General features: G+C 67.7%; 22 protein-coding genes. 10 read left to right on the top strand and 12 right to left on the bottom strand.

What is annotated here, in order from left to right; genetic code table 11:
- The first annotated feature begins 24 nt into the window (after positions 1-24).
- Positions 25-1,026, top strand: a complete 1,002-nt coding sequence (locus ACUTAF_RS21825; protein WP_445581930.1) for an LLM class flavin-dependent oxidoreductase — start codon at positions 25-27, stop codon at positions 1,024-1,026.
- A gap of 71 nt (positions 1,027-1,097) precedes the next feature.
- On the opposite strand, the gene ACUTAF_RS21820 is transcribed toward ACUTAF_RS21825, so the two are convergent.
- Complete coding sequence (locus ACUTAF_RS21820; protein WP_445581929.1) at positions 1,098-1,595, bottom strand: PA0061/PA0062 family lipoprotein; 498 nt, start codon at positions 1,593-1,595, stop codon at positions 1,098-1,100.
- A gap of 85 nt (positions 1,596-1,680) precedes the next feature.
- On the opposite strand from ACUTAF_RS21820, the gene ACUTAF_RS21815 reads away from it, so the two are divergent.
- The gene (locus ACUTAF_RS21815; RefSeq protein ID WP_445581928.1) at positions 1,681-2,742 is read left to right on the top strand and encodes an aminopeptidase; all 1,062 of its coding nucleotides are present in this window, start codon (positions 1,681-1,683) and stop codon (positions 2,740-2,742) included.
- Between the two features lie 59 nt (positions 2,743-2,801).
- On the top strand, positions 2,802-3,032 hold the full coding sequence (locus ACUTAF_RS21810) for a DUF1161 domain-containing protein (protein WP_445581927.1): 231 nt from the start codon (positions 2,802-2,804) through the stop codon (positions 3,030-3,032).
- On the opposite strand, the gene ACUTAF_RS21805 is transcribed toward ACUTAF_RS21810, so the two are convergent.
- Both ACUTAF_RS21805 and ACUTAF_RS21800 read right to left on the bottom strand, forming a co-directional pair.
- Positions 3,017-3,694, bottom strand: coding sequence for an HAD family hydrolase (locus ACUTAF_RS21805; protein WP_445581926.1), 678 nt, complete (start codon positions 3,692-3,694; stop codon positions 3,017-3,019). The genes ACUTAF_RS21810 and ACUTAF_RS21805 overlap by 16 nt on opposite strands.
- Entirely contained in the window at positions 3,694-4,236 is a 543-nt protein-coding gene (locus ACUTAF_RS21800) for a gamma carbonic anhydrase family protein (RefSeq protein ID WP_445581925.1), read from the bottom strand. The genes ACUTAF_RS21805 and ACUTAF_RS21800 overlap by 1 nt, the downstream gene beginning before the upstream one ends.
- 120 nt (positions 4,237-4,356) lie before the next feature.
- Here ACUTAF_RS21800 and prlC point away from each other — a divergent pair, with 120 nt between their 5' ends.
- Both prlC and ACUTAF_RS21790 read left to right on the top strand, forming a co-directional pair.
- Complete coding sequence (gene prlC / locus ACUTAF_RS21795) at positions 4,357-6,405, top strand: oligopeptidase A (RefSeq protein ID WP_445581924.1); 2,049 nt, start codon at positions 4,357-4,359, stop codon at positions 6,403-6,405.
- Positions 6,405-6,683, top strand: a complete 279-nt coding sequence (locus tag ACUTAF_RS21790; RefSeq protein ID WP_445581923.1) for a YheV family putative zinc ribbon protein — start codon at positions 6,405-6,407, stop codon at positions 6,681-6,683. The genes prlC and ACUTAF_RS21790 overlap by 1 nt, the downstream gene beginning before the upstream one ends.
- Before the next feature lie 222 nt (positions 6,684-6,905).
- On the opposite strand, the gene ACUTAF_RS21785 is transcribed toward ACUTAF_RS21790, so the two are convergent.
- Positions 6,906-7,697, bottom strand: a complete 792-nt coding sequence (locus tag ACUTAF_RS21785; protein ID WP_445581922.1) for an AraC family transcriptional regulator — start codon at positions 7,695-7,697, stop codon at positions 6,906-6,908.
- A gap of 81 nt (positions 7,698-7,778) precedes the next feature.
- On the opposite strand from ACUTAF_RS21785, the gene ACUTAF_RS21780 reads away from it, so the two are divergent.
- The 3 genes from ACUTAF_RS21780 to ACUTAF_RS21770 all read left to right on the top strand — a co-directional run bounded on the left by ACUTAF_RS21780 (position 7,779) and on the right by ACUTAF_RS21770 (position 10,791).
- Entirely contained in the window at positions 7,779-8,768 is a 990-nt protein-coding gene (locus ACUTAF_RS21780) for a bile acid:sodium symporter family protein (RefSeq protein WP_445581921.1), read from the top strand.
- Positions 8,769-8,840: 72 nt separating this feature from the next.
- Positions 8,841-9,902: a PA0069 family radical SAM protein gene (locus tag ACUTAF_RS21775; protein ID WP_445581920.1), complete on the top strand. Its 1,062-nt coding sequence runs from the start codon at positions 8,841-8,843 to the stop codon at positions 9,900-9,902.
- Between the two features lie 160 nt (positions 9,903-10,062).
- On the top strand, positions 10,063-10,791 hold the full coding sequence (locus ACUTAF_RS21770; RefSeq protein WP_445581919.1) for a carbonic anhydrase: 729 nt from the start codon (positions 10,063-10,065) through the stop codon (positions 10,789-10,791).
- A gap of 72 nt (positions 10,792-10,863) precedes the next feature.
- On the opposite strand, the gene ACUTAF_RS21765 is transcribed toward ACUTAF_RS21770, so the two are convergent.
- The 4 genes from ACUTAF_RS21765 to ACUTAF_RS21750 form a co-directional block, all read right to left on the bottom strand.
- On the bottom strand, positions 10,864-11,166 hold the full coding sequence (locus tag ACUTAF_RS21765; protein ID WP_445581918.1) for a P-II family nitrogen regulator: 303 nt from the start codon (positions 11,164-11,166) through the stop codon (positions 10,864-10,866).
- Between the two features lies 1 nt (position 11,167).
- Complete coding sequence (locus ACUTAF_RS21760) at positions 11,168-12,109, bottom strand: sodium-dependent bicarbonate transport family permease (protein ID WP_445581917.1); 942 nt, start codon at positions 12,107-12,109, stop codon at positions 11,168-11,170.
- Between the two features lie 411 nt (positions 12,110-12,520).
- Positions 12,521-14,329 carry a sodium-extruding oxaloacetate decarboxylase subunit alpha gene (gene oadA, locus ACUTAF_RS21755; protein WP_445581916.1) on the bottom strand — a complete coding sequence of 603 codons (1,809 nt, stop codon included), beginning with the start codon at positions 14,327-14,329 and terminating at the stop codon, positions 12,521-12,523.
- A gap of 8 nt (positions 14,330-14,337) precedes the next feature.
- Positions 14,338-15,753, bottom strand: a complete 1,416-nt coding sequence (locus ACUTAF_RS21750) for an acetyl-CoA carboxylase biotin carboxylase subunit (RefSeq protein ID WP_445581915.1) — start codon at positions 15,751-15,753, stop codon at positions 14,338-14,340.
- A gap of 154 nt (positions 15,754-15,907) precedes the next feature.
- Here ACUTAF_RS21750 and ACUTAF_RS21745 point away from each other — a divergent pair, with 154 nt between their 5' ends.
- Positions 15,908-16,882 (top strand): LysR family transcriptional regulator, encoded by a 975-nt coding sequence (locus tag ACUTAF_RS21745; protein ID WP_445581914.1) that lies wholly within the window; start codon positions 15,908-15,910, stop codon positions 16,880-16,882.
- An 82-nt stretch (positions 16,883-16,964) separates the two neighbouring features.
- A complete protein-coding gene (locus ACUTAF_RS21740) occupies positions 16,965-18,152 on the top strand; it encodes an XdhC family protein (RefSeq protein WP_445581913.1) in 1,188 nt (395 codons plus the stop codon).
- 323 nt (positions 18,153-18,475) lie between these two features.
- Here ACUTAF_RS21740 and ACUTAF_RS21735 read toward each other — a convergent pair whose 3' ends face one another.
- The 4 genes from ACUTAF_RS21735 to hexR all read right to left on the bottom strand — a co-directional run bounded on the left by ACUTAF_RS21735 (position 18,476) and on the right by hexR (position 22,728).
- On the bottom strand, positions 18,476-20,713 hold the full coding sequence (locus ACUTAF_RS21735) for a xanthine dehydrogenase family protein molybdopterin-binding subunit (RefSeq protein WP_445581912.1): 2,238 nt from the start codon (positions 20,711-20,713) through the stop codon (positions 18,476-18,478).
- Between the two features lie 170 nt (positions 20,714-20,883).
- On the bottom strand, positions 20,884-21,342 hold the full coding sequence (locus ACUTAF_RS21730) for a (2Fe-2S)-binding protein (protein WP_445581911.1): 459 nt from the start codon (positions 21,340-21,342) through the stop codon (positions 20,884-20,886).
- Positions 21,343-21,551: 209 nt separating this feature from the next.
- The gene (locus tag ACUTAF_RS21725; RefSeq protein ID WP_445581910.1) at positions 21,552-21,764 is read right to left on the bottom strand and encodes a PA3496 family putative envelope integrity protein; all 213 of its coding nucleotides are present in this window, start codon (positions 21,762-21,764) and stop codon (positions 21,552-21,554) included.
- 97 nt (positions 21,765-21,861) lie between these two features.
- Positions 21,862-22,728, bottom strand: coding sequence for a transcriptional regulator HexR (gene hexR / locus ACUTAF_RS21720; protein ID WP_445581909.1), 867 nt, complete (start codon positions 22,726-22,728; stop codon positions 21,862-21,864).
- Between the last annotated feature and the right edge of the window lie 297 nt (positions 22,729-23,025).

Here is a 23,025-nt window from a genome sequence, read left to right as displayed (position 1 = left end):
CGGCCCGCAACGAGGAGCCCACCCATGAGCCGACTGGCCTCGATCAAGCTGTCCACCCTCGACCTGGCGCCGATTCGCGACGACGGCGACGCCGCCCAGGCGCTGCACAACTCGCTGGCCCTGGCGCGCCACGTGGAAAGCCTCGGCTTCCAGCGCTTCTGGGTAGCCGAGCACCACAACATGGACGGCATCGCCAGCTCCGCCACCGCCGTGCTGCTCGGCTACCTGGCCGCCGGCACCTCGCGCATCCGCCTCGGCGCCGGCGGGGTGATGCTGCCCAACCATGCGCCGCTGGTGATCGCCGAGCAGTTCGGCACCCTCGCCACCCTGTATCCCGGGCGCATCGACCTGGGCCTGGGTCGTGCCCCCGGCGCCGACCAGCATACCGCCCGCGCCCTGCGCCGCAGCCGCGACGGCAGCGCGGAAGATTTTCCCAGCGACGTCGAGGAACTGCAGAGCTACCTCGGCCCGCGCACACCGGAGCAGCGGGTGATCGCCATGCCCGGCGCCGGCACCGAGGTGCCGATCTGGCTGCTCGGCTCCAGCCTGTTCAGCGCGCAGCTGGCCGGGATCAAAGGCCTTCCCTACGCCTTCGCCTCGCACTTCGCGCCGCGCTACCTGCACGAGGCGCTGCGCATCTACCGCAACCATTTCAGGCCTTCGGCGGTGCTGGACAAGCCTTACGTGATGCTCGGCGTGCCGCTGCTGGCGGCCGACAGCGACGAGCAGGCGCAACACCTGGCCACCTCTGCCTACCAGCGCATCCTCGCCCTGGTGCGCGGCCAGAGCCTGGTGCAACGGCCGCCGGTGGCGAGCATGGAAGGGCTGTGGCTGCCGCACGAACGCCAGGCGGTCGGCGAGTTCCTCGGCCTGGCGGCGATCGGCGGGCCGCAGACCGTGCGCCAGCGCCTGGAGCAGCTGCTGGAGCAGACCGAGGCGGACGAACTGATCTTCACCTGCGACATGTACGACTTCGCCGACCGCCTGCACGCCTTCGCCATCCTCGCCGAGCTGCAGCGCGACTGAACCAGCCGGTGGACAAGCTGCGCGTCGTCCACCCTACCTCTCGGAAGACATGGGGACGCTGCCGCTCCTGGCTAGATCGCCGTGCCGCAGCGCATCACCTTGGCCCGCGCCAGCACGTTGCGCTGCTCGTCGTAGAGCCAGGCCTGAGCGGTCATCGCCATGGAGCGCGCCTCGATGCGGTAGCGGCGGCCGGCGGCGAACTGGTCGTAGCGCAGGCGCAGCTCGCAGGTCAGCAGCAACGGCTCGCTGTCGATACCCATGCCGCCGCGACTGGCCTCGAACTGCAGGCGCACCAGCAGCTCGTGGGCACCGGGGCCGACCTGGAAGTAGCGGCCGTCCGGCCAGCGCTCGCGATCCAGGCGATCGGCCATCAGCAGGTCGCCGGCCGGCGCGTAGAGCTCGATCCAGGCCTGCTGCGGATCGGCTTTCGGCAGCGGCGCGGCGCAGCCGCCGAGCAGCAGCAACAGCGCGGCGACAAAGAATTTCCGAAGGGAATTTCTGACGTCGCGTAGCGACGGGTCGCAGGGTGGCCGCCAGGGATGGCGGGTCACGGGGAACAGGACACGCATGGCGACCTCCGTTCAGTGGCGCGAGTCTCTAGCCTACGCCTATCCGGGGCTGGAGGCAGCCGCGGCGATCGGGTAGCGTGGCGCCATGCCGATCCCCGCGCCTTCTCGCCTGACGCCCCGCCTGCTCCTCGCCCTGCTCGGCCTGGTGGTGAGCGGCTGCACGACGCTGGACTACTACGCCCACCTCGGTCAGGGCCACTGGCAGCTGCTCAAGGCGCGCCAGCCGGTCGAGCGGCTGCTCGCCGAACCGGGCACCGACCCGGAACTGGCCAGGCGCCTGGCCCTGGCCGGGCGGGCCCGCGACTTCGCCAGCGCCAGCCTGCAGCTGCCGGACAACCGCAGCTACCGCCTGTACGCCGACATCGGCCGGCCGTTCGTGGTGTGGACCCTGTTCGCCACCGAGGAGTTCTCCCTCGACCCCGAACTGCACTGCTTCCCGATCGCCGGCTGCGTCGCCTACCGCGGCTACTACCAGCTGGGCCGGGCCCGTGGCGCCGCCGCGCTGCTGCGCGAGCAGGGCCTGGACACCCATATCGGCGGCGTGGAGGCCTATTCCACCCTCGGCTGGTTCGACGACCCGCTGCTCAACACCATGCTGCGCTGGGACGACGAGCGCCTGGTGGCGGTGATCTTCCACGAGCTGGCGCACCAGCGCTACTACCTGGCCGGCGACACCGCGTTCAACGAATCCTTCGCCACCTTCGTCGAGCGCGAGGGCCTGCGTCAGTGGCAGGCCAGCCGCGGCGAGACGCGCGCGGACGGCATCGACCGCCAGCGCCGGCAGTTCATCGAGCTGGTACTGGCGAGCCGCGAGCGGCTGCGCCAGCTGTACGCCGGCGATCTGCCAAACGCTGCCATGCGCGCCGCCAAGCAGGCCGAGTTCGACCGTCTGCGCCGCGACTACCGCGACCTGCGCCAGCGCGAGTGGGGCGGCGACGGACGTTACGACGCCTGGATCGAGGCGCCGCTGAACAACGCCAAGCTGCTGCCCTTCGGTCTCTACGACCGCTGGGTGCCGTCCTTCGCCACGCTGTTCGCGCAGAACGAGGGCGACTGGGCGCGTTTCTATCAGGCGGTGCGCACCCTCGGTCGGCTGGCGCCGGCGGATCGTCACGCCGCATTGGACAAGCTGCAGGCAGGCGGCTAGAACTGCCCAGCCGCTGCCAGTCCCGCGCAGCGGTTCACGCCCACCACCGGAGCCATGCGATGCAACGAACGATAGCGACCCTCGCCCTGCTGCTGCTCGCTGGCGGCGCGCTGGCCGCCCCCAAACCCTGCGAGGAACTCAAGGAAGAGATCGAAGTGAAGATCCAGGCCGCCGGAGTGCCCAGCTACACCCTGGAGATCGTGCCCAACGACGAGGTGCAGGACCCGAGCATGGTGGTCGGCAGCTGCGACGGCGGCAGCAAGAAGATCATCTATCAGCGCAACGACTGATCGACTCGCTCGGCGCCGGGCATAAAGGCCCGGTGCAACTGCTCCAGCGTCTCGAAGTGATAGGCCGGCGCCTCGCCGAGCAGCTCCTCGCGACTGCCGAAGCCATAGCCCACCGCCGCCGCATCCAGGCCGTTGCGCCGCGCGCCGATCAGGTCGTGCTTGCGATCGCCGATCATCAGCGTCGCCTCCGGCGCCAGCCCTTCGCACTCCAGCAGATGCGCCAGCAGCGCCACCTTGTCGGTGCGGGTGCCGTCCAGCTCGCTGCCGTAGATGCGCTTGAAATGCCCGGCGAAACCGAAGTGCCGGGCGATCTCCTCGGCGAACACGCTCGGCTTGGAGGTGGCGATGTACAGCGTGCGGCCCTGCCCCGCCAGCTCGCCGAGCAGCGCCGGCACGCCGTCGAACAGGCGGTTCTCGTACAGCCCGGTGACCTTGAAGCGCTCGCGGTAGTGATTCACCGCCTGCCAGGCGGTGGCCTCGTCCATCGCGTAGGTCGCCATGAAGCACTGCAGCAAGGGCGGGCCGATGAAATGCTCCAGCGCGGCCAGGTCCGGCTCAATGATGCCCAGCTTGGCCAGGGCGTACTGCACCGAACGGGTGATGCCCTCGCGCGGGTCGGTGAGGGTGCCGTCGAGGTCGAAGAGGATGGTCTGGTAATGCATCAACCCTCGTAGCCCTCGATCAGATGCAGATCCTTGAGCCGCACGTAGTTGGTCGCGCTGTAGGCGAAGTAGCTGCGCTCCTGCTCGGTCAGCGGCCGGGCCTGTTTTACCGGGCTGCCGACGTACAGGTAGCCGCTCTCCAGGCGCTTGCCCGGCGGCACCAGGGAGCCGGCGCCGATCACCACCTCGTCCTCGACCACCACGCCATCCATGACGATGCTGCCCATGCCGACCAGGATGCGGTTGCCCAGGGTGCAGCCGTGCAGGGTGACGTTGTGGCCGATGGTGACCTCGTCGCCGATCAGCAGCGGATGGCCGGCCGGGTTGAACGGCCCGGCGTGGGTGATGTGCAGCACGCTGCCGTCCTGCACGCTGGTGCGCGCACCGATGCGGATGCTGTGCATGTCGCCGCGCACCACCGCCATCGGCCACACCGAGCTGTCGGCGCCGATTTCCACGTCGCCCAGGACTACCGCGCTGGCATCGACGAATGCCCGCTCGCCGAGTTGCGGGGTGAATTGTTGGTAGCTGCGAATCGCCACGATAGAAATCTCCTGGGCTGCGGGAAAGCTTGATTGTAATTAAGATGGCCCCCATGTCGGTTGTTATTGCGCCGCAAGCGGCGTCACAACCCTACCCCCATTCGTTACAGGTGCCTCGTCGTGACCGCGAACAACCCCCTGCTGCAAGACTTCGACCTGCCGCCCTATTCGCAGATCAAACCCGAGCACGTCGAGCCGGCCATCGACCATATCCTCAAGGATAGCCGCGCAGCCATCGCCGAACTGCTGCAGACCCAGCAGGCCAACCCGAGCTGGGACGGCCTGGTGCTGGCGCTGGACGAGCTGGGCGCGCGCCTGGGCCGCGCCTGGGGGCCGGTCAGCCACCTCAACGCCGTGTGCAACAGCCCCGAGCTGCGCGCCGCCTACGAGGCCTGCCTGCCCAAGCTGTCCGAGTACTGGACCGAGATGGGCCAGAACAAGCCGCTGTTCCGGGCCTATGATGCCCTGGCCAAGAGCCCACAGGCCGACGGCTTCGATGTGGCGCAGAAGACCATCCTCGAGCACACCCTGCGCGACTTCCGCCTGTCCGGCATCGACCTGCCGGCCGAGCAGCAGAAGCGCTACGGCGAAATCCAGATGCGCCTGTCCGAGCTGACCAGCAAGTTCTCCAACCAGCTGCTCGACGCCACCCAGGCCTGGACCAAGCACGTCACCGACGAGGCGCAGCTCGCCGGCCTGACCGACTCGGCCAAGGCGCAGATGGCTCAGGCCGCCACAGCCAAGGGCCTGGACGGCTGGCTGATCACCCTGGAATTCCCCAGCTACTACGCGGTGATCACCTACGCCGACGACCGCGCCCTGCGCGAGGAAATCTACGCCGCCTACTGCACCCGCGCCTCCGACCAGGGGCCGAATGCCGGCCAGCACGACAACGGCCCGCTGATGGCCGAGATCCTCGACCTGCGCCAGGAGCTGGCGCGCCTGCTCGGTTTCGCCCACTACAGCGAGCTGAGCCTGGCCAGCAAGATGGCCGAATCCACCGAGCAGGTGCTGAGCTTCCTGCGCGATCTGGCCGTGCGCAGCAAACCCTTCGCCGCGCAGGACCTGGCCGAGCTGAAAGCCTTCGCCGCCGAGCAGGGTCTGACCGACCTGCAGAGCTGGGACGTCGGCTACTACAGCGAGAAGCTGCGCCAGCAGCGCTACAGCATCTCTCAGGAAGAGGTGCGCGCCTGGTTCCCGGTGGACAAGGTGCTCACCGGCCTGTTCGCCATCGTGCAGAAGCTCTACGGCATCCAGATCAGGGAGCTGACCGGCTTCGATGGCTGGCATCCGGACGTGCGCCTGTTCGAAATCCAGGAGAACGGCCAGCATGTCGGGCGTTTCTTCTTCGACCTCTACGCCCGCGCCAACAAACGCGGCGGCGCCTGGATGGACGGCGCGCGCGACAAGCGCCGCGCCGCCGACGGCAGCCTGATCAGCCCGGTGGCCAACCTGGTGTGCAACTTCACCCCGCCGGTCGGCGGCAAGCCGGCGCTGCTGACCCACGACGAGGTCACCACCCTGTTCCACGAATTCGGCCATGGCCTGCACCACCTGCTGACCCGCGTCGAGCATGCCGGCGCCTCGGGCATCAACGGCGTGGCCTGGGATGCGGTGGAGCTGCCCAGCCAGTTCATGGAGAACTGGTGCTGGGAGCCGGAAGGCCTGGCGCTGATCTCCGGCCACTTCGAGACCGGCGAGCCGCTGCCGCAGGCGATGCTGGACAAGATGCTGGCGGCGAAGAACTTCCAGTCCGGGCTGATGATGGTGCGCCAGCTGGAGTTCTCCCTGTTCGACTTCGAGCTGCACGCCAGCCATGGCGACGGCCGCAGCGTGCTGGAGGTGCTCGAGTCCATCCGCGACGAGGTCTCGGTGCTGCGTCCGCCGGCCTACAACCGCTTCGCCAACGGCTTCGCGCATATCTTCGCCGGCGGCTACGCGGCCGGTTACTACAGCTACAAGTGGGCCGAAGTGCTTAGCGCCGATGCCTTCTCGCGCTTCGAGGAAGAGGGCGTGTTCAACAGCGAAACGGGGCGCGCCTTCCGCGAGGCGATCCTCGCCCGCGGCGGCTCGCAGGAGCCGATGGTGCTGTTCGTCGACTTCCGCGGCCGCGAACCGAAGATCGACGCCCTGCTGCGCCACCTCGGCCTGAGCCAGGAGGCCGCCTGATGAACGCACCGAAAAAGCGCTTTATCGCCGGCGCCGTGTGCCCGGCCTGCAGCGAACAGGATCGGATCCAGATGTGGGACGAGGACGGCGTGCCGCACCGCGAGTGCGTCGCCTGCGGCTACGCCGACACCCTCGATGCGCGCGGCAACTCGGTGCCCAAGGAAATCCCCACGCGGGTCAACGTCAGCGGCCTGAAGCCCAAGGCCGCCGATCCCAAGGTGCAGGCGGTGCAGTTCTTCCCCAATCCCAAGCTGAAGAAGCCCAGCGAGCCGAGGTAGCTCGGGAAGATCCGTAGGGTGGGTTAGCGGCGCAGAACGCCGATTTCGCAAGCGCCGATAACGCTGGCGCGCCGCGTAACCCACCAGGCGATAGACCGTGTTGCGCCAATGGTGGGTTACGCCGCAGCAGACATAGCGGTTATTTCATAACCCGGGACAAGCGGCTAACCCACCCTACGAATCGTGGCGACCGGTGCATACCAAGTGCACCCGCCCTCGATCCTACTCGCGGAAGAACTCCCCCGGTGTTGCGCCGAACTGGCGGCGAAAGGCGGCGATAAAGGCCGACAGCGAGTCGTAGCCGCAGGCCAGCGCCACGTCGGTGACGCGCTCGCCCTGCTCCAGCGGGGTCAGCGCATCGAGCAGGCGTTGGCGCTGGCGCCAGGCGCGAAAGCTCAGCCCGGTCTCGCGCAGGAACAGCCGGCTCAGGGTCTTTTCCGACACCCCCAGGCGCTCGCCCCACTCGCCCAGGCCGAGCTGGCGCAAGTTTGCATCCTCCAGCCCCCGGCACACCTCGCACAGCCGCGCGTCCTGTGGCAGCGGCAGCATCAGCGCCACTTCCGGCGCGGCCTGCAGTTCGTCCAGCAGCACCGCGGCCAGGCGGCCGGGGGCACCCTGCTCGTCGTATTCCGCCGGCAGCGCGCTGAAGCGGCGAATCAGCTCGCGCAGCAACGGGCTGACCGCCAGCACCCGGCACTCGTCCGCTCCCCAGGGCACCGCACTACCGTCGATATAGAGGCTGCGCATCTCGGTGCGCGGTGAGCTGAACACCCGGTGCTCGACGCCCGCCGGCACCCACACCGCACGCTGCGGCGGGGCGACGAAACGGGCGCCGGCAGTCTGCACTTCCAGCACCCCGGCGATGGCATAGGACAGCTGCACCCAGGGGTGCGTATGGCGGAAGGTCAGCGCGCGGTTGGCCAGCGATTCGACCCGGCCATAGAGCGGCCGGGGCAGGCTCGGCAGCTCGGGCAGGCTGCGATGCAGGGTGGCGGGATGTCTGTTTGGCGACACTTGCTGGCTCTTTGGCGTTAGCCGGAAATTTTCGCTGACGATAGTGTGGCGGCCTCCCGTATCGCAAGCCCGAGATTCGCCATGTCCCTGCGCCGCTTTCTGCCCGATGCCTTCACCCAGACTCTGCTCGCCGTGGTGCTGGTCGCCACCGTCCTGCCCGCTGGCGGCCAGGTCGCCGTGGTCTTCGAGTGGATCACCAACCTGGCCATCGCCCTGCTGTTCTTCCTGCACGGCGCCAAGCTGTCGCGCCAGGCCATCCTCGCCGGCGCCGGCCACTGGCGCCTGCATCTGCTGGTATTCGCCTGTACCTTCCTGCTGTTTCCCCTGCTCGGCCTGGCGCTCCAGCCGCTGCTGGCCCCGCTGGTCGGCAAGGAGCTGTACCTGGGCATGCTCTATCTGTGCGCCCTGCCGGCCACCGTGCAGTCGGCCATCGCCTTCACCTCGCTGGCGCGCGGCAATGTCCCGGCGGCGATCTGCAGCGCGGCGGCGTCCAGCCTGCTCGGCATCTTCCTCACCCCGCTGCTGGTGGCGCTGCTGATGGGCGTACAGGGCGCAGGCGGCTCGACCCTCGATGCCATCGGCAAGATCAGTCTGCAGCTGCTGCTGCCGTTCGTCGCCGGGCAGATCGCCCAGCGCTGGATCGGCGCCTGGGTGAACCGCAACAAGAGCTGGCTCAGGTACGTCGACCAGAGCTCGATCCTCCTGGTGGTCTACACCGCCTTCAGCGCCGCAGTGATCGGTGGCCTGTGGCAGCAGGTGCCGCTGTCCACCCTGCTGGCTCTGGTGCTGGCCTGCTGCGTGTTCCTGGCGCTGGCGCTGCTGCTCACGCATCTGTTCGGCAAATGGCTGGGCTTCAGCCTGGAGGACCGCATCACCATCATCTTCTGCGGCTCGAAGAAGAGCCTGGCCACCGGCGTGCCCATGGCCCAGGTGCTGTTCGCCGGTGGCAGCATCGGCCTGCTGATCCTGCCCCTGATGCTGTTTCACCAGATCCAGCTGATGGTCTGCGCGGTGCTGGCGCAGCGTTATGCCGGGCGCGAGGAACAGCGGCAGGAAACCGCCGCCGCGTAGCGCGGCGACACGCGGCACTTGCCCGGACACCAGATTACTGTATTTATAAACAGCACATTTAGGAGCCCGAGCATGTCCGCCAACCTGCCGCCGCGTGGCCGCGGCACCGCCAGCAATCCGCACAATCGCTATGCCCCGAGCCGTTCGGTGGCCGAGGACGACGGCTGGTACCAGGAGCAAACCCCAACCAGCCATGTCACCGAGGTGCGCCAGGAGCTGGCGAAAACCGCGATCACCCGCAACGACTCGCCGGACGTCGGCTTCGACCGCTCGGTGAATCCCTATCGCGGCTGCGAGCACGGCTGCATCTACTGCTTCGCCCGGCCCAGCCATGCCTACTGGGACCTGTCGCCGGGCATCGACTTCGAGACCCGGCTGATCGCCAAGACCAACCTGGCCGATCGTCTGGAGGAGCAACTGCAGAAGCGCGGCTACGTGCCGCAACCCATCGCCCTGGGCATCAACACCGACGCCTACCAGCCGATCGAGCGCGAGCAGCGCCTGACCCGCCAGGCCCTGGAGATTCTGCTGCGCTACAAGCACCCGCTGCACATCATCACCAAGAGTTCGCTGATCCTGCGCGACCTCGATCTGCTCACCGAGCTGGCCAGCCAGCGCCTGGTCAGCGTGGCGTTCAGCCTGACCACCCTCGATGACGAGCTGAAACGCATCATGGAACCGCGCACCGCCGCACCCGCCGCCCGCCTGCGCGCCATGCGCACGCTGCACGAGGCCGGCGTACCAGTCAGCGTGCTGTGCGCGCCGATGATTCCGATGATCAACGACATGGAGCTCGAGCGCCTGCTCGAGGCCGCCTGCGAGGCCGGCGCCCGCTCGGCCGGCTATGTGCTGCTGCGTCTGCCGCTGGAGATCGCCGATTTGTTCGAGGAATGGTTGCAGGTGCATTTCCCCGAGCGCGCCGAGCACGTGATGAGCCTGATCCGCCAGAGCCGTGGCGGCCGGAACTACGACAGCCGCTTCGGCACCCGCATGCGTGGCGAAGGCCAGTTCGCCGACCTGCTGGCCCAGCGCTTTCGCCTGGCGCGGCGCAGGCTGGGCCTGGATCGCCGCGAGAGCCTGGAACTGGACTGTTCGAGGTTCTGCCCACCCGGTGCGCAATTGCGCTTGCTCTGAATGACGCGGCAGCAGGCCTGCACCCTTGGCATTGGCCATCGATTGCGGGTACTGCGGGTTGTCTCGCCGCCTGGCCGAAGCGACACTTGGCATGTGACTCGCCCGGCGCAGCAGCTGTCGGCTTAGCAGCGTTTTTTTCAGGCTCACAGAGGTCAGCGATATGCCATACAAGCACCAGGCGATCCCGTTGCAGGGACGCACAGGCAGTGAAACCGCCGAAGAAGCCCTGCACAGCATCGTGGACGGCTTCAAGCGCTTTCGTCACGAGGTCTTCCCGCAGCAGCAGGAGCTGTTCAAGAAGCTGGCCACCGCGCAGAATCCGCGCGCCATGTTCATCACCTGCGCCGACTCGCGGGTGGTGCCGGAACTGATCACCCAGAGCTCGCCGGGCGACCTGTTCGTCAACCGCAACGTCGGCAACGTGGTGCCGGCCTACGGGCAGATGATGGGCGGCGTGTCCACCGCCATCGAATACGCGGTGATGGCCCTGGGCGTGCAGCACATCGTAATCTGCGGCCACTCCGACTGCGGTGCGATGAAGGCGGTGCTCAATCCGCAGTCGCTGGAAAGCATGCCCACGGTCAAGGCCTGGCTGCGCCATGCCGAGGTGGCGCGCACGGTGGTGGCGGAGAACTGCAACTGCGGCAACGATCAGGAAGCCCTGGCCGTGCTCACCGAAGAGAACGTGGTGGCCCAGCTCGACCACCTGCGCACTCACCCGTCGGTCGCCGCCAAGCTGGCGCGCGGCCAGCTGTTCATCCACGGCTGGGTCTATGACATCGAAACCAGCCAGATCAAGGCCTACGACGCCGAGTTGGGCGGCTTCCTGCCGCTCGATGGCGACAAGGTGCCGATGGCCACGCCGCGCGCGCGCTATCCGCAGGGCTGACCGCCGGTCGCTGCCCCCCCACGAAGCTCCGTATCGCGCCCGTGGGAGGGGCTTCAGCCGCACGCTCCTGGCCTAGAACTTCTCCCCGCGCAACACCTCCACCTGCGCCAGGTAGCAGACCATGGCGAAATCGTCGTAGTAGCGCGCCTGCAGGTGTTCGGCGATACGCTCGGCCAGCTCGCGGTGGCAGATGACCTCCAGGCGGATATTGCCCTCGGTGTCCCAGCCGGCGCTGCGCACGCCACGGTGCCCGCGGCCGCGGGCGTCGGAGAGGGTCCAGCCGGGAGCGCCGAGCGCCTCCAGGTCGGCCAGCAGCCTTTTCTCCAGCGCGGCCTCGCAGATCACGGTAAGCAGGGTGCGGCTGTGTGCGTTCATCTCAGAACCCCCAGGCGATCAGTCGCTCGGCCAGCGCCAGGTACAGCGGGATGCCGATCAGGATGTTGAAGGGAAAGCTGATGCCCAGCGAGGCGGTCAGCGACAGCGAAGGGTTGGCCTCCGGCAGCGCCAGGCGCATGGCCGCCGGCACGGCGATATAGGAGGCCGAGGCGGCCAGGGTGGCGAGCATCGCCGTGCCGCCCAGGCTCAAGCCCATGAAGCGCGCCAGCAGGGCGCCGATCAGCGCGCCGAGCAGCGGCATCAGCAGGGCGAAGGCGGCCAGGCGCAGGCCGAACTGCTTCAGCGCACCGAGCTGGCCGGAGGCGATCAGGCCCATCTCCAGGAGGAAGAACGCCAGCACTGGCTTGAACATGCTGGTGTACAGCGGCTCCAGCGGCTTGATCGCCTCCTTGCCGGCGATGGCGCCGATCACCAGGCCACCGAGCAGCAGCATGATGCTCTTGCCGAGGAAGATCTCGCGGCCCAGCTCGCCCCAGTGGGTCTCGCGCGAGATGCCCTTGGCCAGGACGATACCGACCAGGATCGCGGGAATCTCGAGGATCGCCACGAACAGCGGCATATAGCTCTCGAACGCGACACCCTTGGCCAGCAGATAGGCCACCACCACGGCGAAGGTACCAGCGCTGACCGAGCCGTAGTGCGCGGCCACCGCCGCGGCGTTGATGCGGTCGAAGCGCAGGCCGCGCAGCAAGGCGAAGGCGAGGATCGGCAGCAGCACGCCGAGCGCCAGCACCAGCGCCGACTGGCCGAGCAGCTGCAGGCTGGCCTGCTCGGCCAGCTCCACCCCGCCGTGCAGGCCGATGGCCAGCAGGAGGATGATCGACAGCGTCTCGTACAGCGCCGCCGGCAGCTTCAGCTCGCTCTTGAGCAGGCCGGCGACCAGACCGAAGACGAAGAACAGCACCACCGGGTCCAGCCCCACTTGAACTCACCTCCGTAGCAAGGGAAGGCTCTATGCCTGTTTTGTGTTGCACGCGGCCGCAGCGCTTGCTGGCAGCCAGCGTGCCGCAGTCCGGCGTCCCGGCGCTCGCCGTGAGCTGGCTCCTGCTGGCACCTTGCTCTGGCCTGTTGGCCATTGCCACAGGCAATCGGGACGCGGCCCAAAGGAAAGGGCCATGCCCCGGCACAGGGCGGTGCTGATCGCCCTGCGTTGCCTCGCCACCGGGCGACGCGCCGGGACATGGCCGGAAAGCGCAGGCACACCGGCACGCGCGCGGTCAGCGGGAGCCTTGCGGCCCCCGGGACGACCTGCGCACGCCGCCGCGCCGAAATAAAAAAGGAGCCCGGACGATCCCATCAAACTTGCCCATTCAACAGGCCGGGCTCCATGAGGTTAACCTTCGATTTCCACCAGCACGTCGCCCGGATTGACCCGGTCGCCCTTGGCCACGTGCACCGCCTTGACCGTGCCGGCGATCGGCGCCTGCACCTCGGTCTCCATCTTCATCGCCTCGGTGATCAGCACAGCCTGGCCGGCCTTGACCGCGTCGCCGACCTTGACCAGCACGTCGACGATATTGCCCGGCATGGTGGTGGACACGTCGCCCGGCGCGCTGGCCTGCTTGCGCTTGCCGCCACTGCCTGCGACGAAGTCGTTGAGCGGCTCGAACACCACTTCTTCCGGCATGCCGTCGATGGACAGGTAGAAGTGGCGCTTGCCGTCGCCCTTGACGCCGACGCCGGTGATATCTACGCGGTAGCTCTCGCCATGCACGTCGACCACGAACTCGGTGGGTACGCCCTCGCCGCCCACCGGCGCCGCGCCGCCGGCCTGCGGCAGTGGCAGCAGGGCCTCGGGCTTGAGGGCGCCGGCGGCGCGTTCCTCGAGGAACTTGCGGCCGATGTCGGGGAACATGGCATAGGTCAGCACGTCCTCTTCGGACTTGGCCAACGCGCCGACTTCGCTACGCAGGCGGTCCAGTTCGGGCTTGAGCAGGTCGGCCGGACGGACGTCGATGACTTCCTCGTTGCCGATCGCCTGGCGCCGCAGCTGCTCGTTGATCGCGCCCGGCGCCTTGCCGTAGCGCCCCTGCAGGTACAGCTTCACCTCGTTGGTGATGGTCTTGTAGCGCTCGCCGGCCAGCACGTTGAAGAAGGCCTGGGTGCCGACGATCTGCGAGGTCGGGGTGACCAGCGGCGGGTAGCCGAGGTCGGCACGCACCCGCGGGATCTCCTCCAGCACCTCGCCCATGCGGTTCAGCGCGCCCTGCTCCTTGAGCTGGTTGGCCAGGTTGGAGATCATCCCGCCCGGCACCTGGTTGACCTGCACACGGGTGTCGACGCCGGTGAACTCGCTTTCGAACTGGTGGTACTTCTTGCGCACGGCGTGGAAGTACATGCCGATCTCCTGGATCAGCTCCAGGTCCAGGCCGGTGTCGTAGGGGGTGCCGCGCAGCGCCGCGACCATCGACTCGGTACCCGGGTGGCTGGTGCCCCAGGCCAGGCTGGAGATCGCGGTGTCGATACGGTCGGCGCCGTTCTCGATGGCCTTGAGCTGACACATGCTGGCCACGCCGGCGGTGTCATGGGAGTGCACCACCACTTCCAGCGGCAGGGCGTCCTTCAGCGCCTTGACCAGATCACCGGTGGCGTACGGTGTGAGCAGGCCAGCCATGTCCTTGATGGCGATGGAATCCACGCCCATGGCCGCCATGGTCTTGGCCTGGGCGACGAAGGCGTCGATGGTGTGCACCGGGCTGGTGGTATAGGCGATGGTGCCCTGGGCGTGCTTGCCGGCGGCCTTCACCGCCTCGATGGCCACGCGCAGGTTACGCACGTCGTTCATCGCATCGAAGATGCGGAACACGTCGATGCCGTTGACCGCCGCCTTGGCGACGAAGGCGCGCACCACGTCGTCGCTGTAGTGACGGTAGCCGAGCAGGTTCTGCCCGCGCAGGAGCATCTGCAGACGGGTGTTAGGCAGCGCGGCCTTGAGTTTGCGCAGGCGCTCCCAGGGGTCTTCCTTGAGAAAGCGCACGCAGGCGTCGAAGGTGGCGCCGCCCCAGACCTCCAGCGACCAGTAGCCGACCTGGTCGAGCTTGTCGCAGATCGGCAGCATGTCCTCGGTGCGCATGCGGGTGGCCAGCAGCGACTGGTGGGCGTCGCGCAGGATGGTATCGGTGATCGAAATCTTCTTGCTCATGGGGTCCCCTACAGGCCGGCGTGGGCAGCGATGGCGGTGGCGATGGCGATGGCCAGGTGCGACGGGTTGCGCTTGATCGAGTACTGGGTCAGTTCGGAATGGCTCTCGACGAAGCTGGTATTGAACTCGGCGCTGCGGAACTCCGGATTGCGCAGGATTTCCTGGTAGTAGGGCGCGGTGGTGCGCACGCCCTGCACGCGCATGTCGTCCAGCGCACGCAGGCCGCGGTCCATCGCCTCTTCCCAGGTCAACGCCCAGACGATCAGCTTCAGGCACATCGAGTCGTAATAAGGAGGAATGGTGTAGCCGGTGTAGATCGCCGTGTCGGTGCGCACGCCGGGGCCGCCGGGCGCGTAGTAGCGGGTGATCTTGCCGAACGACGGCAGGAAGTTGTTCTTCGGGTCCTCGGCGTTGATGCGGAACTGCAGGGCATAGCCGCGGTGGATGATGTCTTCCTGCTTGACCGACAGTTGCTGACCGCTGGCGATGCGGATTTGCTCGCGAACGATGTCGATGCCGGTGATTTCCTCGGTGATGGTGTGTTCCACCTGCACCCGGGTGTTCATCTCCATGAAGTACACCTCGCCTTCGGCGAGCAGGAACTCCACGGTACCGGCGTTCTCGTAGCCCACCGCCTGCGCCGCGCGCACCGCCAGGTCGCCGATATAGGCGCGCTGCTCGGGGGTTAGCTGCGGGCTGGGGGCGATCTCGATCAGCTTCTGGTTGCGGCGCTGGATCGAGCAGTCGCGCTCGTACAGGTGCACCACGTTGCCATGGCTGTCGGCGAGGATCTGCGCCTCGATGTGCTTGGGATTGACGATGCACTTTTCCAGGAAGACTTCGGCACTGCCGAAGGCCTTGGTCGCCTCGGAGATCACCCGCGGATAGGCCTGTTCCAGCTCCTCGCGCGAGTTGCAGCGGCGAATGCCGCGGCCACCGCCGCCGGAAGTGGCCTTGAGCATCACCGGGTAGCCGATGCGCTCGGCTTCGCGCAGCGCCTCGGCGAGATCGGCGACGTTGCCTTCGGTACCCGGGGTCACCGGTACGCCGGCCTTGATCATGCTGCGCCGCGCCTCGGTCTTGTCGCCCATGCGGCGAATCACTTCTGCAGACGGCCCGATGAACTTGACCCCGCGCTCGGCGCAGATCTCCGCCAGCTCGGCGTTCTCGGAGAGAAAACCGTAGCCAGGATGGAGGGCGTCGCAGCCGGTTTCCACCGCCAGGTTGACCAGCTTGCGCGGGTTCAGGTAGCCGGCCAGCGGGTCGTCGCCGACGCTGTGCGCCTCGTCGGCGCGCTTGACGTGCAGCGCGTGGCGATCGGCCTCGGAATAGATGGCCACCGAGCGAATGCCCATTTCGGCGCAGGCGCGCACGATGCGGACGGCGATTTCACCACGGTTGGCGATCAGGATTTTCTTGATCACGGTTCGAATCCTCAGCGCAGAGCTGTCAGGGGCGCGACGGCCAATACGGCGAACGCCCAGTTACCCTAGCCGGCTGTACGAATTAACTAAAATCAATAATTATTTGATCAGGCATAAGTAATTACTTATTAACTGATTCAGCGAGGACCAAAGCATGCGTAAAACCCTGCTGCGCATGACCCTGCGCCAGCTTCAGGTGTTCCGCGCGGTGTGCGACCACGGCTCCTACAGCCGCGCCGCCGACGAGATGGCGCTGACCCAGCCGGCGGTGAGCCTGCAGATTCGCCAGTTGGAGGAGCTGGTCGGCCAACCGCTGTTCGAGTATGTCGGCAAGAAGCTCTACCTGACCGAGGCGGCCGAGGCGCTCAAGCGCGCCGGCAACGACATTTTCGGTCGACTGGAGAGCCTGGACATGCAGCTGTCGGACCTGCAGGGCTCGCTGCAGGGGCAGCTCAACCTGTGCGTGGAATCCAGCGCCAAGTACTTCATTCCCCACCTGTTCGCCGCCTTTCGCCGCCAGTACCCCGAAGTCAGCCTGAGCCTCACTGTGGTCAACCATGCCCTGGCGGTGCGCCGCCTGAGCCTGAGCCGCGACGACCTGCTGATCATGAGCCAGGTGCCGCAGGACATGGCGCTGGACTTCCTGCCGTTTCTCAACAACCCCATAGTCGCGGTGGCGCCGCCGGATCATCCGCTGTGCAGGCAGGAGGCGCTGCAGCTACAGGACCTCACCGCCTACCCGCTGCTGATCCGCGAAAGCGGCTCGGGCACCCGCCGCGCCTGCGAGGAATACTGCCACCAGAAGCGCGCGCACTTTGCCCAGACCCTGGAGATCGGCTCGCTGGACGCCCAGCGCGAGGCGGTGATCGCCGGCCTCGGCGTGGCCCTGCTGCCGCGCCACGCCGTGCATCTGGAGCTGCGCCACGGCCTGTTGCGCGAACTGGCGGTGGCCGAGCTGCCGCTGTACCGCAGCTGGTGCGCGGTGAATATCCGCGGCCGGCGCCTGTCGCCAGTGGCCCAGGCCTTTCTCGGTTTCATCCGCAGCGAACGCGCCGCCATCGGCCAGCTGGCCGAGCGCTTTCAGCCCGGCGCCGCAGGATCGGGCAATGATTCGGCAGGATCGGCCTAACCCTTCTCCACTGGCCTGCGCGACATTGGCAGCCTGGGCGGCGCGTCGCTGCGCCCCGCCAAACCTGCCTGGGAGAGAACCTATGCTGTCGGGAACCAGCGCCCTGCTCGGCGCCATCGCCGCCGTCGAGCGCGACGGCGGCCAGGCCGTGCTCGCCACGGTGGTCAAGGTCGAGGGCTCGGCTTATCGCCGCCCCGGCGCGCGCATGCTGATTCCGCTCTACGGCGGCACGGTCGGCACCATCAGCGGCGGCTGCCTGGAATCCGAGGTGGCGAAGAAGGCCTGGTGGCTGACTGACGCCGGCGAGCCAGTGATCCGCCGCTACAGCACAGAGGCCCAGGGCGAGGACGACGATCAGGACGCCGCGCTGACCTTCGGCCTCGGCTGCAACGGCACCGTGCACGTGCTGCTGGAGCGCCACAGCGCCGAGCAGCCGCTGGCGGTGCTCGAGTTGCTGCGCCGGGTGCGCGCAAGCGGCCAGGCCGGCGCCGTGGCTATGGTGATCGGCAGCTACCGCAATGCCCGCGTGCGGGTCGGCGAGCGCCTGCTGCTGCACCCGCATGGCAGCGATAGCGGCCGCCTGCTCGACCCGGCGCTGGACGCCCGGGTGCGCGCCGATCTGGCCGAGACCCTGGCCCGGGGCCGCTCTTCGCTGCGTACTTACCGCGATGCGCGCGGCGAGATCGAGGTGTTCTGCGAATACCTGCCGCCGCAGCGGCGTCTGGTGATCTTCGGCGCCGGCCATGATGCGCAGCCGCTGGTGCATATGGCCAAGCTGCTGGACTGGCACGTCACGGTGATCGACGGCCGCAGCCATTTCGCCCGCGCCGAACGCTTTGTCGAGGCCGATGCGGTGCTGCAGGTCGACACCGCCGCGCCCTACGCCCTGCACCATCTGACCGACGGCGCGCTGGTGGCGGTGATGAGCCACAGCTACAGCCAGGACCGCCACTGGCTCGGCGGTGTGCTGCAGGGCAATCCCGCCTATATCGGCCAACTGGGCCCGCGCGAGCGCAGCGAGCGCCTGCTCGGCGAGATTGCCGCGCGGGGTGCCGAGCTGCCGGCGCTGGATCGCCTGCACTACCCCATCGGCCTGGACATCGGCGGCGATACGCCGGAAAGCGTGGCCACCGCCATCCTCGCCGAGATGAGCGCGGCGCTGCACCGGCGCAGCGGTGGCATGCTCAGGCATCGCCAGGCGGCGATTCATGCGCCGACACCGCAGGCTTGCAGCGAGATCGAGGCGGCGACCAGGTTGACAGCGTCCTGAACCGCCATCAACAGGTGGACAAGCTTGGCGCTGTCCACCCTGCCCACTCTTGCCCCCCACAACACCCTAGCCCGGATGCAATCCGGGAAATCGGCGGCCTACAAGACCCGTAGGGTGGGCTTTAGCCCACGCTGACCACGGTTGGTGGGCTAAAGCGGATCGCCGCCCGGCCCCACCCTACGGATCCAGCCTGTAGGAACGAATGGGCGGCTTTCCGCTTGATTCGCGCTACCACCGTAGCCCGGATGCAATCCGGGAAAACCAGCCCCATAAACACAAACGCCCGGGATTACCCCGGGCGTTTGTGTTTTCGGTATCGGATGTCAGGCCTTGATCTGCGCCGGCAACGGCAGCTTACGCAGACGCACGCCGGTGGCGGCGAACAGCGCATTGGCCAGCGCCGGTGCCAGCGGCGGCACGCCCGGCTCGCCAACCCCGGTCGGGTTCTCCGCCGACGGCAGGATATGCACCTCGACCCTGGGCATCTCGTTCATCCGCAGCACCTGGAAGTCGTGGAAGTTCGACTGCTCGACGCGCCCCTCCTTCAGCGTGATCGCGCCGTGGCGAGCGGCCGCCAGGGCGAAGCCGATGCCGCCTTCCATCTGCGCGCGGATAACGTCCGGGTTGATGGCGATGCCGCAATCCACGGCGCAGACCACGCGATCGAGCTTGTAGCTGCCGTCGGCCTTGACCGTCACCTCGACGACCTGGGCGACGAAGGAGCCGAACGACTCGTGCACGGCGATGCCGCGCCCGCGCTTCTCGCCCTCGGCACCAGCAGCCAGCGGCTGGTCCCAGCCGGCCTGTTTGGCGGCCAGTTCCAGCACGCCACGATGACGCGGCTGGCTGTCCAGCAGCGCATGCCGGAAGGCGTAGGGGTCCTGGCCGGCGGCCACCGCGGCCTCGTCGATCATGGTTTCGGCGACGTAACCGGTGTGGGTATGGCCCACCGAGCGCCACCACAGCACCGGCACCCTGATATTGCTCGGCGTGCTCAGCTCCACCTGCAGGTTGGGCACGCTGTAGGCCAGGTTGGACAGCCCTTCCACCGAGGTATGGTCGATGCCTTCCTTGACCAGGAACGGCTCCATCGAGGTGCCGGCAATGATCGACTGACCGACGATGCGGTTGTGCCAGGCCTGCAGCTTGCCGGCCTGATCCAGGCCGATGCGTACGCGGTGCAGGTACAGCGGTCGGTAGTAGCCGGCGCGGGTGTCGTCCTCGCGGGTCCAGACCATCTTCACCGGCGCCTCGACGCCCTTGTCGCGCGCCGCCTTGGCGATGGCCACCGCCTCCAGCAGATAGTCCGACACCGAACTGGCGCGGCGGCCGAAGCTGCCGCCGGCATACAGCTGGGTCAGCGACACCTGCTCCGGCGCCAGGCCCAGGTAACCACCGATGATGGCCTGGTCGACGGTCTGGAACTGCTCGCCGTTCCAGATCTCGCAGCGCTCGGCGGAGAGCTTCACCAGACAGTTCATCGGCTCCATCGCCGCATGCGCCAGGTAGGGAAACTGGTACTCGGCCTCGAGGGTTTTCGCCGCCGCGGTCAGTGCGGCGTCGGCATCGCCCTTGCGCGTGGCCGGCAGCCCCGGCTGGCCGGCGGCTTCGCGGTACTGGGCGAAGATTTCCGCGCTGCCGAGGCTGAAGGCCTGGCTCTCGTCCCAGTCGATCAGCAGGGCGTCGCGGCCCTGGCGCGCGGCCCAGGTGTTCTTCGCCAACACCGCCACGCCGGCGCGGCCGTGCGGCAGGTCGCGGAACTCCACCACCTCGACCACGTCACGCACGGCCCTGGCCTTGCTGCTGTCCACGGTCCATGGCACGCCGCCGAAACGCGGCGGGTAGGCGACCATGGCCACCAGCATGCCCGGCAGCTTGAAGTCCTGGGTGAACACGGCGCTGCCGTCGGTCTTGCCCAGGCTGTCCTTGCGCCGCAGATCGCGTTTGCCGATCAGCTTGAAGTCCTTGGCATCCTTGAGCTGCACCTGCTCGGGCACCGGCAGTTGCGCAGCGGCCTCGACCAACTCGCCGAAGCCGGCGCTACGACCCGAACCGGCGTGGCTGAGCACACCCTGACTGACGCCGATCTCGCTGGCCGGCACGCCCCAACGCTGCGCCGCGGCCGCCACCAGCATGGCCCTGGCGGTGGCGCCGGCGTTGCGCATCTGCTCCCAGGAGTTGGCCATGGCGGTGCTGCCGCCGGTGCCCTGCATCGCCCCGAAGGCCAGGTTGTTGTAGCGCTTGGCGTCGGCCGGCGCGCCCTCGACGCGCACCTGGTTCCAGTCGGCGTCCAACTCCTCGGCGAGCAGGGTGGCCAGGCCGGTATAACTGCCCTGGCCCATCTCCAGATGCTTGGCCAGCACCGTCACCGTGCCGTCCAGGTCGATGCGCACGAAGGCGTTCGGCTCCAGCGGCCCACCTGCCGCCAACGCCTCCATCCCGCGCAGCAGCGGCGCGAAGAAGATGCCCAGGGCCAGGCCGCCGGCGCCCTTGAGCAGACTGCGCCGACTGAGATTGAGGATGCCGCGGGCGGCGCCATCGGGGGTTTCGATCTTGCCCATGATTCAGTTCTCCTCGGAACCTGTTCAAGGTCTCGCGAGCTAGAGGCATGCAAGGCAAAAATCGGTGAGGAACGGACTGGGCTCGCATTCGAGTTTACGAGCTGTAAATGAGCATTCCGAACCGATTTTTAACGCAGCAGGCCCGACGCGCAGCAGACCTTGGACAGGTTTCAGGCCAGTTGACTGGCAGCTTCGTGAATGGCGGCGCGAATCCGCGCATAGGTGGCGCAGCGGCAGATATTGCCGCTCATGGCCGCGTCGATATCGGCGTCGCTCGGCGCCTTGTTGCCGCTCAGCAGCGCCGTGGCGGCCATGATCTGGCCGGACTGGCAGTAGCCGCACTGCACCACGTCGAGCCGGCGCCAGGCGTCCTGTACCACCTTGCCCACGGCGTCTTCGCCGACCGCCTCGATGGTGCTGATGCGCTTGCCCACCAGCGCCGACACCGGGGTCACGCAGGAACGGGTCGGCTGCCCGTCGACGTTCACCGTGCAGGCGCCGCACAGCGCCATGCCGCAGCCGTACTTGGTGCCGGTGAGATTGGCGACGTCGCGCAGGGCCCAGAGCAGCGGCATGTCGTCGGCCACGTCGAGCTCATGGTCCTGGCCATTGAGATTCAGGGTCATCATGGTCTGCCCACCTTGAACTGATGGTGTGTGAAAGAGCCGGCAAGCCGGCCGGTCTCACTCCCAGCCCGCACGCATGGGGGCCAGGCCATCACTCTAATGGGCGGGGGGAAGGCTGTCGCCGAACGACGCGCAGATCGGCAGAACCGGGCAATAAGTCCGCAGAATCGGGCAAGCGCGCCGCCCTGCCCCGGGCGGGACGGCGCCGCCGATCAGGCCGCGCTGCGTTCGGCTCGGCCCGCAGCCAACAGATAGCCGGCGGGAATCAGCTCGGGGAAGTCGGCCAGTTCGCGCTGCAGCTGGCACTGCTCGGTATAGGTCTCGATGGCCCGGCGATAGGCCATGCGCCGCTGGTCCTGGAGTTTGCGGCGGGTCTTGGCGTCGGGCTGGGTGCGCGGCTGCGCGTCATCGAAGATACGAGGCATCTCGGTTCTCCCGGAACGAGGACTGGAGCCCTCAGCATCCTCCGGGCAGATGACGCTTTGACGGCGCCCACATGAACGACCGGTGAAACCGGCTGGCTCAGTCCTCGGCGCTGCGCAGCGACTTGGGCGACAAACGCAGACTGCGCAGGCTGCGCTTGACGCTCTTGAGGTGGTTGACCAGGCTCGGCCCGCGCGCCATGGCCACGCCCATGGCCAGCACGTCGATCACCACCAGGTGGGCGATGCGCGAGGTCAGCGGGGTGTAGATCTCGGTGTCTTCCTGCACGTCGATGGCCAGGTTGACGGTCGACAGCTCCGCCAGCGGGGTCTGGCTCGGGCACAGGGTGATCAGCGTGGCGCCGGACTCGCGCACCAGATTGGCGGTGATCAACAGATCCTTGGAGCGCCCCGACTGGGAGATGCAGATGGCCACGTCGCTCGGCTTGAGGGTCACCGCGCTCATCGCCTGCATATGCGGGTCGGAGTAGGCGGCGGCGGTCAGCAGCAGGCGGAAGAACTTGTGCTGGGCATCGGCGGCCACCGCGCCGGAAGCGCCGAAACCGTAGAATTCCACGCGCTGCGCCTGTGCACAGGCGGCGATGGCGCGCTGCAGCGCCTCGGGGTCGAGCTTCTCGCGCACCTCCATCAGGGTGTGCAGGGTGGTGTCGAAGATCTTCAGGCTGAAGTCGGCGACCGAGTCGTCCTCATGGATGGCGAACTGGCCGAAGCTCGCGCCGGCGGCCAGGCTCTGCGCCAGCTTCAGCTTGAGGTCCTGGAAGCCGCTGCAGCCGATGGCGCGGCAGAAGCGCACGATGGTCGGCTCGCTGATGCCTACGCTATGGGCCAGCTCGGCCATGGAGCTGTGCATCACCGAGGCGGGATCGAGCAGCACGTGGTCGGCCACCTTGAGTTCGGACTTGCGCAGCAGATGGCGCGACTGGGCGATGTGTTGCAACAGATTCACGGGGTTAGGCTCTATGAAGAAAAGGGTCAACCGCGGGCGCTGGAGCGATCATGGCTCGGTTATGATCGGTGGCCGGCGGTTGTAGTGACCTTGTAGTTATACTACATGGCTCGCCCCCGCGCACCGTCGACAGGCCTTAGAAAACCCGTGCGAGGCAGATCGCCGCCTGCGAACCATGGCCGCCGAGATGCTCCGACTTGCCGTGGCCGCGCCTTTGGGCCGGGTTTTGACGACCCCGTGTCATGGCAGGTAGTTTTCAACGATCCGTTACAACCGAGTCGGAGTCCTCTCGTGAGC

The organism is Pseudomonas sp. SP16.1, from assembly GCF_052682975.1.
Note: the sequence above shows the minus strand (reverse complement) of the source record. Positions and strands in the feature narration are given on the sequence as shown.